Here is a 14670-nt window from a genome sequence, read left to right as displayed (position 1 = left end):
TCATGGACCCGATGCTGGAGGACTTCCGCACGGTCGTCGCCGGCCTGTCGTTCGCCGAGCCCCGCATCCCGATCGTCTCCACCGTCACCGGACTGACGGCAACGGCAGAGGAGTTGACGAGCGTCGACTACTGGGTCGAGCACGTCCGCCGCCCCGTCCGCTTCGCCGACGCCGTCGCCACCCTGACCGCCGACAGCATCACCACCCTCCTGGAGATCGGCCCCGACGCCGTCCTCACCGCGATGGCGGCCGACCACACCACCGCCACCTGCGTACCCCTCCAACGCCGCAACCGCCCGGAAGCCGGCGAAGCCCTCACCGCCCTCGCGAACCTCTGGACCCACGGCCACCCCATCACCTGGCAAACCCTCCACCCCACCGGCCGGGCCGGACTCGTCGACCTCCCCACCTACCCCTTCCAACGCCGCCGCTACTGGATCGACGCGGTGGCCGAGCAGGCGGACGTGGCCTCCGCCGGTCTTGACTCCGCGAGGCATCCGCTGCTCGGTGCCGCCCTCACCGTTCCGGAGTCGAGCACGGTGGTGCTGACGGGCCGCATCGGTCTGCGGTCCCACGCCTGGCTGGCCGATCACACGGTCATGGGCAGCGCGCTGCTGCCCGGTACCGCGTGTGTCGAACTCGCCCTGCGGGCGGGCGACCAGGTGGGATGCGGGGTCCTGGAGGAGCTGACGCTGGAGGTGCCGCTGGTCCTGCCGTCGCGTGGCGCCCGGGATCTGCGGGTGTCCGTGGGTGAGCCGGACGGGTCCGGCCGCCGGCCGGTCGGCGTGTACTCGCGGGCGCAGGACGCCCCGGCCGACGAGCCGTGGGTCCGGCACGCGGGCGGCTTCCTGGTACAGGGCACGTCGGAGGTGCGTCCGGAGGCCGGCCTGAGCGTATGGCCGCCGGAGGGTGCCGAGCCCGTGGACGTGGACGCGCTCTACCCGGCCCTGGCCGCGGACGGTCTGGAGTACGGCCCGGTCTTCCGGGGCCTGCGTGCCGCGTGGCGTCGCGACGGCGAGGTCTTCGCCGAGGTGGCGCTCCCCGAGGAGGCCCACGGCGACGCCGGCGCCTACGGTCTTCACCCCGCCCTCTTCGACGCCGCCCTGCACGCCACCGAGTTGCTCGGGGACGGCGGCCGGCGGCCCGGGCAGGGCGCCGCGCTTCCGTTCGCGTGGAGCGACGTGTCCCTGCACGCCTCGGGTGCGACCTCGCTGCGGGTCAGGGTCGCGGCGGTCGAGGGCGCCGCGGACGCGACGTCGCTGGAACTGGCCGACGCGGCCGGTTCACCGGTGGCCTCGGTACGTTCGCTGGTCGCCCGGCCGGTGTCGGCCGACCAGATCGCGAAGGCGGGTGACGGCGCGCTCCCGCTCCACCGGGTCGAATGGATACCGCTCCCGGACGGCGACGCCGCGCCGACGCGGGTCCCGGCCGGCCCCGAGGGCTGGGCGGTGCTCGGCGAGCAGACCGCGGACTGGGCGTGGACGGGAGTGTCGGCGTACCCCGGCCTCGCCGCGCTGGAGGAAGCGGCGCCCAGTGTGGTGCTGCTGCCCTGCCGGGTACCGGAGCTGACGGACGGCGACGACGCCACCGTCCTGCCCGGGCGGCTGCGCGAGGTGCTGGGCGAGGTGCTCGGCACGCTGCAGCAGTGGGTGGTGGACGAACGGCCGGCGTCCTCCCGGCTGGTGGTCGTCACCCGGGACGCGGACGGTCCCGGCGGGCTGGTCAACGCCGCGGTGGAGGGCCTGGTCCGTTCGGCCCAGGCCGAGCACCCGGAGAGCTTCGTCCTGGCGCGCTGGGACGGGGACGAGTCCTCGGTGCGGTTCTTCCCGGCGGCGCTCGCCTCCGCCGAGCCGCAGGTGTGGGTCCGGGCGGACGGGGTGCACGTGGCCCGGCTGGCTCGCGTCGAAACGACCACTGCGGCACCGCGGTTGACCGGCTTCGAGGACTGGGACCCCCAGGACGGCGTCCTCATCACCGGCGGCACCGGCGGCCTCGCCACCCTCCTCGCCGAACACCTCATCACCCACCACCACATCACCAACATCACCCTCGCCAGCCGCCAGGGACCCGACCACCCCCGCGCCACCGAGCTGACAAAGCACCTCACCAAGCTCGGCGGGAACATCACCCTCACCGCGTGCGATGTCAGCGACCCCACTCAAGTCGCTGATCTTCTCGCCGGCATCCCGCACCTCAAGGCGATCATCCACACCGCGGGCGTCCTCAACGACGCCACCCTCGCCAACCAGACCCCGCAGCACCTCCACACCGCCCTCACCCCCAAAGCCGACGCCGCCTGGCACCTCCACCACACCACCCAACACCTCAACATCCCCCTCACCCACTTCATCCTCTACTCCTCCGCGGCCGCCACCCTCGACGGCGCCGGACAAGCCAACTACGCCGCCGCCAACGCCTTCCTCGACGCCCTCGCCCACCACCGCCACACCCACCAACTCCCCGCACAATCCCTCGCCTGGGGACTCTGGGACACCGAACACGGCATGGCCGGGCAGCTCAGCACCGCCGACCTCCAGCGCATGAACAACGGGCCCCTCCTCCCCCTCACCACCGAGCAGAACCTCGCCCTCTTCGACGCCGCCCTCACCACCCCCGACGCCGCCCTCCTCCCCATCCACCCCAACCCCCGCCACACACCCGCTCACCCGCTGCTCCACACCCTCCGCCCGCCCACGCCCACCCGCCCCACCGCGCACAGCACCACCACGACCGCCACCGCGGCCGTCCAGGACGACACGCCCCTCGCGGAGCGGCTCGCGCCGCTCGACACCGAGGAGCGGCTCCGGCTCCTGGAGGACGTGATCTGCGCCGAGGTGGCCAGGGTCCTCGGGCACGCGGACGGTTCGGCGCTCGACCCGGCCCGCTCGTTCCAGGACGCCGGTTTCGACTCGCTCACGGCGGTGGAGCTGCGCAACAGGCTGAAGACGGCGACCGGTCAGCGGCTGTCGGCCACCCTGGTCTTCGACTACCCGACCCCGCAGACCATGGCCAAGCACCTGCTGGAGGAGCTGCTGCCGGAGGTCGAGGAGTGCGCGTCGCGGCTGCCGGTCCCCGAGGCGGACGACGACGAGGTGCGCAGGCTGCTGGAGTCCGTACCGCTCGCCCGGATCAGGGAAGCCGGCCTGCTGGACGCCCTGTTGGCGCTGGCCCCGGCCCCGGCCGCGTCCCCGGTGGTCATCGCGGCCCCCGCCGACCCCGCCGACCCCGAGCCGAGCGCCGCGGACCAGAGCGACGCGATCCTGGCGATGGACATCGACGCCCTCGTCCGCGAGGCGTTCGAGCGCAGCGACTCCGAGCAGCAGCCCGAGTGACCGTTCCGGCCGGCTGCCGGTCCCGCGTGGCGCGGACCGGCAGCCGGCCGGGCGGAGCGAGCCCAGTGACATGAGTGACCGAGGAATGCGAGTGACGACCGTGGATACACCTGTCCAGAAGATCGCCGAGGCCCTGCGCGCGTCGCTGCTGGAGAACGAGCGGCTGCGCCGGCGATACGACGAGGCCGCGGCGGCGACCGCCGCCGCCGTGGAGCCCGTGGCGATCGTGGGCATGAGTTGCCGTTTCCCCGGGGACGTGGAGTCCCCGGAGGACCTGTGGTCGCTCGTCGAGGCGGGCACCGACGCGATCACCGCGTTCCCCGGCGACCGCAACTGGGACCTGGACGCGGTGTACGACCCGGAGGGGCAGCGTCCGCACACCAGCTACACCGGCCAGGGCGGGTTCCTGCACCGGGCGCCGGAGTTCGACGCGGCGTTCTTCGGGATGAGCCCGCACGAGGCGACGGCGACCGATCCGCAGCAGCGCCTGCTGCTGGAGGTCGCCTGGGAGGCGTTCGAGCGGTCCGGCATCGACCCGCAGAGCCTGGCCGGCAGCCGGACCGGCGTCTACGCGGGTGTGATGGCCACCGACTACCCGGTGCGGGTGGGCACGGTCCCCGACGGCGCCGAGGGCTTCATGGTCACCGGCACGGACGGCAGCATCGTGTCCGGCCGGATCTCCTACACCCTCGGCCTCGAAGGCCCCGCCGTCAGCATCGACACCGCCTGCTCCTCCTCACTCGTCGCCCTGCACCTGGCGGTGCAGGCGCTCCGCAAGGGCGAGTGCTCGCTGGCCCTGGCCGGCGGTGTCACCGTGATGTCCACGCCGCGTACGTTCGTCGAGTTCAGCCGGCAGCGCGGGCTGGCGCTGGACGGCCGCTGCCGCGCCTTCGCCGACGCCGCCGCGGGGACGGGCTGGGGCGAGGGTGCCGGGATGCTCGTCCTGGAGCGGCTGTCGGACGCGCGCCGCAACGGCCGCCGGATCCTGGCGGTGGTGCGGGGTTCCGCGCTGAACCAGGACGGCGCCAGCAACGGCCTCACCGCCCCCAACGGCCCTTCCCAGCAGCGCGTCATCCGCCAGGCGCTGGCCGACGCGCGGCTCGGCCCGGCGGACGTGGACGTCGTGGAGGCCCACGGCACGGGCACCGTCCTCGGTGACCCCATCGAGGCCCAGGCGCTGATGGCCACGTACGGGAAGGAGCGGCCGGACGGGCGGCCGCTGTGGCTGGGTTCGGTGAAGTCGAACATCGGGCACACCCAGGCCGCCGCGGGGGTGGCCGGGGTGATCAAGGCCGTGATGGCGATGCGGCACGGTGTGCTGCCCAGGACGCTGCACGTGGACGCGCCGTCGTCCAAGGTGGACTGGGAGGACGGGACGGTGGCGCTGCTCACCGAGCCGGTGCCGTGGAAGGGCGACGGCCCCCGCCGCGCGGGCGTGTCGTCGTTCGGCCTCAGCGGCACCAACGCCCATGTGATCCTGGAGGAGGCCCCGCCGGCCGACCCGGCCGCGACCGGAGAAGCCGACACCGACAGAACCCCGGCCCCACTCCCCTTCCTCCTCTCCGCCCGCGGCGACGCGGCGCTACGCGCCCAGGCCGCCCGGCTGGCCGGCCGCCTCGCGGCCGACCCCGCCCTGCGCCCCGCCGACGTCGCGCACTCGCTGCTGACGACGCGCGCCGCGCTGGAGCACCGGGCCGTGCTGGTCGCCGCGGACACGGACGAACTGCTGGCCGGGCTGCGGGCGGCGGCCGCCGGGGAGGCGCCGGACGACCTGGTGCGCGGCACGGCCGCCGGCGGCCGCTCCAAGGTCGCCTTCGTCTTCCCCGGGCAGGGCTCCCAGTGGGCCGGCATGGCCCGTGAACTCCTCGACTCCTCCCCCGCGTTCGCCGAGCGGATCCGGGAGTGCGCGGAGGCCGTCGGCCGGTTCGTCGACTGGGACCTGCTCGCCGTCCTGCGCGGCGAGCCGGACGCGCCGGACCTGGAGCGGGTGGACGTCGTCCAGCCGGCACTGTTCGCCGTCCTCGTCTCCCTCGCGGAACTGTGGCGGGCGCACGGGGTGAAGCCCGCCGCGGTGGTGGGCCACTCCCAGGGCGAGATCGCGGCGGCCTGTGTGGCGGGGGCGCTGTCCCTGGAGGACGCGGCCCGCGTGGTGACGCTGCGCAGCCAGGCCATCGCCCGCCGGCTGGCGGGCCCCGGCGGCATGATGTCGGTGTCGTCGCCCGCCGACCGGGTCGCGGAGCGGCTGCTCCGCTGGGACGGCCGGCTGTCCGTGGCCGCGGTCAACGGGCCGGGGTCGGTGGCGGTGTCCGGCGACTCCGACGCGCTGGACGAACTCCTCACCGAGCTGCGGGCCGAGGACGTCTGGGCGCGCCGGATCCCGGTGGACTACGCCTCGCACTCCGCCCATGTGGAGTCCATCGAGGCTGAGTTGCTGGAGGCGCTGGCGGACATCAGGCCCCGGGCGTCGCGGATCCCGTTCTACTCGACGGTGACCGCGTCGCGGATCGACACCAGTGGCCTCGACGCGGCGTACTGGTACCGCAACCTGCGGCAGACCGTGCGGTTCGAGGAGACCACCCGGGCCCTGCTGGCCGACGGCCATGGCGTCTTCGTCGAGTCCAGCCCGCACCCCGTGCTGTCGATGGGCGTCCAGGAGACCGCGGACGCGGCGGGCCGGACGGTGGCGGCGGTGGGCTCGCTGCGCCGCCAGGACGGCGGGACGCGCCGCTTCCTGCTGTCCCTGGGCGAGGTCTGGGCGCAGGGTGTCGCGGTGGACTGGTCGGTGCCGCTCGCCCCGTACGCGCCGTCGTGGGTGGAGCTGCCCACGTACCCGTTCCAGCGCCGGTCCTACTGGCCGCGGCCGGACGCGGCCGGGGCGGACTTCGTGTCGGCCGGCCTGGACTCCGCCGACCATCCGCTGCTGGGCGCCGTGGTGGGCCTGGCCGGCGCGGACGGGGCGCTGCTGACCGGCCGGATCGGCCTGGACACCCACCCGTGGCTGGCGGACCACGCGGCCGGCGGCGCGGTGCTGCTGCCGGGTACGGCGCTGGTGGAGCTCGCCGTGCGCGCGGGCGACCAGGTCGGCTGCGGCCGGATCGAAGAACTCACCCTGACCGAGCCGCTGTTGCTGCCCGCGAAGGGCGGCGTCCAGCTCCAGGTCCGGGTCGGCGTGCCCGGCGGGGACGGCCGGCGGCCGGTGAGCGTGCACGCGCGTCCCCTGACCGGATCCGCGGCGGACGGCACCGACCCGGAGTGGACCGCCCACGCGGAGGGCTTCCTCGTCGCCGAGCCCGCCCCGGAGCCGGAGGCCGCTTGGGTGGCGGACGAGCCGGACGTGTGGCCGCCCGCGGGGGCCACCGCACTGGACGTGTCGGACCTGTACGAGCGGCTCGCCGGCCAGGGGTACGGCTACGGCCCGGCCTTCCAGGGGCTGCGGGCAGCCTGGCGGCGCGGCGACGAGGTGTTCGCCGAGGTCGCCCTCCCCGAGGACGCCCGCGCCGACGCGGCGCGGTTCGGCCTGCACCCGGCGCTGCTGGACGCGGCTCTGCACGCCGCCGGGCTCGGCCCGTTCGACACCGCTACGTCCGACGCGCCGGACGGCGGCGTCCGCCTGCCGTTCAGTTGGACGGGCGTGAGCCTGTGGGCCGTCGGCGCGCAGGCGCTGCGGGTGCGGGTCTCGCCCACCGGGGACGACGCGGTGGCGCTGCGGCTCGCCGACGCGGCGGGGGCGCCGGTCGCTTCGGTGGACGCGCTGCTGCTGCGCCCTGTGGCGCCGGGCGCGCTGTCGGCCGCGGCGGCACCGCACCGGGACGCCCTGTTCCGCGTCGAGTGGCAAGCCGCCGCCGGGGCGGAAGCGGCGGGACGGCCGGTGCCGTGGGCGCTGCTGGACGAGGGCGCCGACCCCGGCGCGTACGCGGGTCTGCTGCCGTCCGGCGGAGCGGCGGACGGGCCGGAGCCGGACCTGCTGCTCCTCGCGTGCCCGCCCAGTGACGTCGTCGTGGATGCCGCCGACGCCGACGCCGTGCCGCGGCGGCTGCGCGAGGTCCTCGGAACGGTGTTGGAGGCGCTGCAGCGCTGGTCGGCGGAGGGCCGTCCGGCCTCCTCCCGGCTGGCCGTGGTCACTCGGGGCGCCGCCGGGCCGGCGGGGACGCCGGTCGACCCGATCGGGGCGGCGGTGTGGGGTCTGGTGCGCGCGGCGCAGGCCGAGACGCCCGACTGCTTCGTCCTGGTCGACACGGACGGCTCGCCGGAGTCGGCGCGACGGCTCGCGGCGGCGGCCCTGACGAGCGGCGAGCCGGAACTGGCGCTGCGGGGCGGCGAGATGCACGTCCCCCGCCTCGTCCGCGCGACGCCCGGATCGGCTTCGAGGGAGCCGCTGCCGACCGGTTTCGAGGACTGGGACCCTCAGGACAGCGTCCTGATCACCGGCGGTACGGGCGGCCTCGCCACCCTCCTCGCCGAACACCTCATCACCCGGCACGGCGTCACCGGCATCACGCTCGCCAGCCGTCAGGGCCCCGACCATCCTCAGGCGACTGAGCTGGTGGACCGCCTCACCGAGCTCGGCGGCGACATCACCCTCACCGCCTGCGACGTCAGCGACCCCACTCAAGTCGCTGATCTTCTCGCCGGCATCCCGCACCTCAAGGCGATCATCCACACCGCGGGCGTCCTCAACGACGCCACCCTCGCCAACCAGACCCCGCAGCACCTCCACACCGCCCTCACGCCCAAAGCCGACGCCGCCTGGCACCTGCACCACACCACCCAGCGGCTCAACATCCCCCTCACCCACTTCATCCTCTACTCCAGCGCAGCCGCCACCCTCGACGGCGCCGGACAAGCCAACTACGCCGCCGCCAACGCCTTCCTCGACGCCCTCGCCCACCACCGCCACACCCACCAACTCCCCGCACAGTCACTGGCCTGGGGACTGTGGACCCAGGACACCGGGATGACCTCCCACCTGTCCTCGGCGGACGTCGACCAGATGGCGCGTTCGGGCGTGCGGGGGCTGTCGGCGGCGGAAGGGCTCGCGCTGTTCGACACGGCCGTGGCCGACGGGACGCCCCTCCTGCTGCCGGTCCGGCTGGACCCGGCCGCGCTGCGCGACCGCCCCGGCGGCCTCCCGCCGCTGCTCAGCCGCCTGGTACGGCCGGCGGCCCGGCGCGCCACCGCGTCCGCCGCCACTGGTGACGGCGGCACGCTGGCCCACCAGGTGCTGCGGATGACGGCGCCCGAGCGCGAGCGCCTCCTCTTGGACCTGGTACGCACTCAGGTCGCGGGCATCCTGGGGCACGAGAGCGGTGACGCCGTCGAACCGGACCGCGCCTTCAAGGACCTGGGCTTCGACTCCCTCACGTCCGTGGCCCTGCGCAACCGGCTCGGCGCGGCGGCCGGCGTCCGCCTGCCGGTCACGCTGGTCTTCGACCACCCCACACCGGCCGCGCTGGCGGCCTACCTCGGGGCCGAACTGACCGGTGGGGAAGCGGAACCGCAGGGCGCACGGCCTGCCGCCGGATCGCGGGCAGCAGCGGACGAGCCGATCGCCATCGTCGGCATGAGCTGCCGGTTCCCCGGCGGCGTCACCACGCCCGAGGAGCTCTGGCGGCTGCTGGCGGAAGGCCGCGACGGCATCACCCCGTTCCCGGAGGACCGCGGCTGGGACCTGGAGACCCTCTGCGACACGAGCGGCCTCCGGCCGAACACCAGCCACGCCGACACGGGTGGTTTCCTTTACGACGCGGCGGAGTTCGACGCCGAGTTCTTCGGCATCTCCCCCCGCGAAGCCCTCGGCACCGACCCCCAGCAACGCCTGCTCCTCGAAGCCTCCTGGGAAGCCCTCGAACGCGCCGGCATCAACCCCCACACCCTCCGCGGCACCACCACCGGCGTCTTCACCGGCATCATGTACCACGACTACGCCTCACGCCTCACCCACACCCCCCTCCCCGAAGGCGTCGACACCTACCTCGGCAACGGCAGCCTCGGCAGCATCGCCAGCGGCCGCATCTCCTACACCCTCGGCCTCGAAGGCCCCGCCGTCAGCATCGACACCGCCTGCTCCTCCTCACTCGTCGCACTGCACCTGGCGGTACAGGCGCTCCGCAACGGCGAATGCTCCCTCGCTCTCGCGGGCGGTGTGTCGGTGATGTTCACCCCCGAGACGTTCATCGACTTCAGCAGGCAGCGCAACCTCGCCCCGGACGGCCGGACGAAGGCGTTCGCCGGAGCGGCGAACGGCACCAGCCTGTCCGAGGGCGTGGGCATGCTGCTGGTGGAACGCCTGTCGGACGCACGCCGCAACGGGCACCGCGTCCTCGCCGTGGTGCGGGGTTCGGCGGTCAACCAGGACGGCGCCAGCAACGGCCTCACCGCCCCCAACGGCCCCTCCCAGCAACGCGTGATCCGCCAGGCCCTCGACAACGCCGGCCTCGCCCCCACCGACGTCCAGGCCGTCGAAGCCCACGGCACGGGGACGAAGCTGGGCGACCCGATCGAGGCGCAGGCGTTGCTGGCGACGTACGGCAAGGACCGCGCGGCGGAACGGCCGCTGTGGCTGGGGTCGGTGAAGTCGAACCTGGGGCACACGCAGGCGGCGGCGGGTGTCGCCGGCGTCATCAAGATGGTCATGGCGATGCGCAACGGCGTCCTGCCCAAGACCCTGCACGTCGACGAACCGACACCGCACGTCGACTGGACGGCCGGACACGTACGGCTGCTCACCGAGGCGACCCCGTGGGCCGATGAGGCCGCTCCCCTGCGGGCGGGGGTCTCGTCCTTCGGGATCAGCGGGACGAACGCGCACGTGATCCTGGAGGAAGCACCGCAGGAGGCCCCCGCTCCCGCCCCGGAGACGTTTACGGGCCCGGTGCTCTGGCCGCTCTCCGCGACCACCCCGCAGGCTTTGCGCGCCCAGGCCCGCCGCCTGCTGGACGTACTCCCGGACGACGACGGCCTCGCGTCGATCGGTCTTTCCCTGGCCACCACCCGTGCCCACTTCGACCACCGCGCCGTGGTCACCGGACGCACCCGCGCCGACCTCGTCACGGCCCTGACCGCCCTCGCCGACGGCACCCCTGCCCCCGGCCTCACCCAGGGCACGGCCCGCACCACCGGCAAAACCGCCTTCCTCTTCACCGGACAGGGCGCACAGCGGGCAGGGATGGGCCGGGAGGTGTACGAGGCGTTCCCGGTGTTCGCGCAGACACTGGACGAGGTGTGCGCGCACCTCGACGCACACCTCGGACAGCCGCTCCGGGACGTCCTCTTCGGCGAGGACGGGGAGCTGCTGAACCGCACGGAGTACGCGCAGCCCGCCCTGTTCGCCATCGAGACGGCGCTGTTCCGCCTGGTGGAGTCGTGGGGTATGCGGCCGGAGGTGCTGGCCGGGCACTCCATCGGAGAGATCGCCGCAGCGCACGTCGCCGGGGTGCTGTCCCTGGAGGATGCCTGCACGCTTGTGGCCGCACGCGGCCGGCTGATGCAGGCCCTGCCCGACGGCGGGGTCATGGCCGCCCTCCAGTGCACCGAAGACGAAGCCCTCACCCTCCTCGATGACGCGCAGGACGCGGCCGTCGCTGCGGTCAACGGCCCACGCGCAGTCGTCGTCTCGGGTGCGGAAGCAACAGTCACCGCGATCGTGGCGAAGATGAAAGAAGAGGGCCGCAAGACCTCGATGCTGAAGGTCTCGCACGCCTTCCACTCCCCGCTGATGGAGCCGATGCTGGAGGACTTCCGCACGGTCGTGGAGGGCCTGTCCTTCACCGAGCCGCGCATCCCGATCGTCTCCACCGTCACCGGACTGACGGCAACGGCAGAGGAGTTGACGAGCGTCGACTACTGGGTCGAGCACGTCCGCCGCCCCGTCCGCTTCGCCGACGCGGTATCGACCCTGACCACCGACGGCATCACCACCCTCCTCGAAATCGGCCCCGACGCCGTCCTCACCGCCATGGCAGCCGACCACACCACCGCCACCTGCCTCCCCCTCCAACGCCGCAACCGCCCCGAGACACAAGAAGCCCTCACCACCCTCGCCCACCTCTGGACCCACGGCCACCCCATCACCTGGACACAACTCCACCCCACAAGCCAAACGAACACCATCGACCTCCCCACCTACCCCTTCCAACGCCGCCGCTACTGGATCGACCCCGCGCCCGAGACGGGCGACGTGGCCACCGTGGGCCAGGCCGCGGCGGGTCATCCACTGCTGGGTGCCGTTCTCCGGCGCGCGGGCTCCGACGAGACGATCCTCACCGGGCGCGTCTCCCTGCGGACGCACTCGTGGCTGGCGGATCACGCCATCGGCGACACCGTGCTCGTACCCGGCACGGCGCTCACCGAGCTGGCCCTGCGCGCCGGTGAGCACGCCGGCACACCGCACGTCGAGGAACTGACCCTCCAGGAGCCGCTGGTGCTGCTCCCCGAGCAGTCCCTGGACCTCCAGGTGGCGGTGGGCGCGCCCGACGGTTCCGGTGCCCGGCCCGTCACCGTCCACTCGCGCCCCCACGCCGCCGACGCCCTCACGGACGAGCCGTGGACCCAGCACGCCCAGGGCACGCTCGTCGGGCACCTTCCCGCGAGCGAAACCACCGAGGCGCCAGAACCGGAGAGCTGGCCGCCCACCGGGGCCCAGCCGATCCCCGTGGACGGCGCCTACGCGGAACTCGCGTCCCAGGGCTACCACTACGGTCCCGTCTTCCAGGGGCTCGAAGCCGCCTGGCGGCACGGGGACGACGTCTACGCCGAGGTGGCGCTCCCCGAGGAAGCGCACGGTGACGTCGGTGCCTTCGGCATCCACCCCGCCCTCCTCGACGCCGCCCTGCACGCCATCGACGCGGGCCGCGCCGAGGAGACGTCCCAGGACGGTTCCGGCACGCTCCTGCCCTTCGCCTGGCAGGGGGTGACGTTGCACGCGACCGGCGCGACGCGCCTGCGCGTGCGGATCACGCGGACGGCGGCGCACACGCTGTCCGTCGTCGCGGCCGACGGGCAAGGCGCGCCGGTGATCGCCGTCCGGTCCCTCGTCCTCCGGGCGCTCAGCGGTGAGCGGTTGCGGGCGGCGGCCGGGCAGCGGCCGCTGTTCGCCGTCGCGTGGACGCCCGCCGACCGGATCGAGTCAGGAAGCGGCCCTGTGGACGTGCTGACCGTCCGTCCCGGCGGCGGCGCGCCCGGGGCGGACGCGTGGGCGGACCGCGCCGAGGCGCTGCTGCCGGACGTGCTCCCGGGCCATGTGGTCGTCCGCTGTGACGCGGACCCCGCCGCGTCCGCCGACGCCCCGTCCGCCGACGCCCCGGACGAGCTGTCCGCCGCCGTGCGGGCGGGCACCGGGCGGGTCGTGGCGCTGCTGCGGCGCTGGCTGGCGGACGAGCGGTTCGCCGGGTGCCGGATCACGCTGGTCACCCGGCGTGCCGTCGCGGCCGGCCGGCCCGGCGAGGCGGCCGGGGACGTGCGGGATCTGGCGGGTTCGGCCGTCTGGGGCCTGGTGCGCGCGGTGCGCGAGGAGCATCCGGGCCGGGTGGGGCTGGTGGACGTGGACGGCGCGCCGGAGTCGGAGGACGCGCTGCCGGCCGTCCTGGCGGGCGGTGAGCCCGAGGCCGCCGTGCGCGGCGGGGCGGTCCTCGTCCCCCGGCTCGTCCGGGTGTCCCCGAACGACGGCGACGGCACGGAAGCCGACGCGCCGAGCGGTCCGTTCGGCGACGGCACCGGCACGGTGCTGGTGACCGGTGGCACGGGCGGGCTGGGCCGTGTGCTCGCCCGGCACCTGGCGGCGTCCCACGGGGTGCGCCACCTGCTGCTGCTCAGCCGCCGGGGCCCGGCGGCCGAGGGGGTCGGCGAACTGCTCGCCGAACTCGCCGAGTCGGGTGCGACCGCCGAGGCCGTGGCCTGTGACGCGGCCGACCCGGACGAGCTGGCGGCCGTCCTCGCGCGGATTCCGGCGGACCGTCCGCTGTCCGGCGTCGTCCACGCCGCCGGTGTGCTGGACGACGCGACGCTGGCGTCCCTGACGCCCGAGCGGTTCGAGAGCGTCCTGCGTCCGAAGGTGGACGCGGCGCTCACCCTGCACCGGCTGACGGCGGACGCCGGGCTGTCGGCGTTCGTCCTGTTCTCGTCCGCCGCGGGCACGCTGGGCGCGGCGGGTCAGGGCAACTACGCGGCGGCGAACGCCTTCCTGGACGCGCTCGCCCAGCACCGCCGGGCCCGGGGGCTTCCCGGGCTGTCGCTGGCGTGGGGGCTGTGGGAGGCGGGGTCCGGCATGGGTGACCGGCTCTCCGACGCCGACCTGCGGCGCATGGCGCGGTCGGGCGTGCGGGGGCTGTCGCCCGACGAGGGCCTGGCCCTGTTCGACGCCGCGTTGGCGGCCGGTCCCGCGGCCGTGCTGCCGATGGCGCTGGACACCGCCCGCGTCCGGTCCGGGAGCGGTGCCGACGAGGTGCCGGCGATGCTGCGTTCGCTGGTCCGCGCCCCGGCCCGCCGGCCGGCGGCGGCCTCGAGTGCCGGGTCCGAGGCTCCGGGCGCGGCCCTCGCCGAACGGCTGGCGGCCCTGTCCGAGGAGGAGCAGGAGCGCACCCTCCTGAACCTGGTGCGCGGCCACACCGCCGAGGTGCTCGGCTACGCGCGGGCCCAGGACGTCGATCCGCTGCGCGGCTTCGTCGAGTCGGGCTTCGACTCCCTGACGGCCCTCGAACTGCGCAACCGGCTCGGCGGCGCCACCGGGGTCCGGCTCCCGTCCACGCTGATCTACGACCACCCGACCCCGCTGGCCGCCGCCCGCCACCTGCGCGCCGAGCTGGTCGTCACGGCGGTCGCGGCGGGTCCGTCCCTGGAGGCGGAACTCGCCGCGCTGGAGGCCGCCATGACCGGCGCCGCGCCGGACCCGGACGAGCACGCCCGGATCGCGGCCCGGCTGCGCTCGCTGGCGGCCCGCTGGGGCGCGGCGCTCCAACCGGCCGGCGAGCAGACGCCGGAGGACGACCGGGTGGCACTGGAGTCGGCCACCGCCGACGAGCTGTTCGACATCCTGGACGGCGAGTTGGACGCGAGCTGACCCCCGCCGGGGCCGCCCGTCCAGGGCGGCACCGGCACCGGCGAGGGCCGGCCATCGCACTCCGGCGGTGGCCGGCCCTCGCGGTTGCGGCGTGCTTCCGGCGGCCGTGTTCCGTGTGGCACCGGCATGGCGTCACCAGCCGGGAGCGCTGTCGCCGCCGGTGCCCGCCGGGGCTCCGCGCCGACGCGGCCGCACCGGTCAGGGCCGCCATGGCGCTCCGGCCGGGCAACGCTCCCCCTGTGCCGCTCGTCACGTGGCTGTCGGGCCGGGAGCGGGATCCCTTCC

General features: G+C 74.9%; 2 protein-coding genes. Both read left to right on the top strand.

Annotated elements, in window-relative coordinates:
* Positions 1–3332, top strand: a 3332-nt coding sequence (locus ACH4PU_RS20260) for a type I polyketide synthase (protein WP_398273473.1), incomplete at its 5' end; no start/stop codon positions are given.
* Positions 3333–3432: 100 nt separating this feature from the next.
* Positions 3433–14385, top strand: a complete 10953-nt coding sequence (locus ACH4PU_RS20255; protein WP_398273512.1) for a type I polyketide synthase — start codon at positions 3433–3435, stop codon at positions 14383–14385.
* The last annotated feature ends 285 nt before the right edge of the window (positions 14386–14670 follow it).

Origin of the sequence: Streptomyces sp. NPDC021100 (genome assembly GCF_044333095.1) — a bacterium.
Taxonomy (GTDB): Bacteria; Actinomycetota; Actinomycetes; order Streptomycetales; family Streptomycetaceae; genus Streptomyces.
The sequence above is the reverse complement of the archived record's forward strand: the minus strand, read 5'-3'. Positions and strand labels throughout refer to the sequence as shown.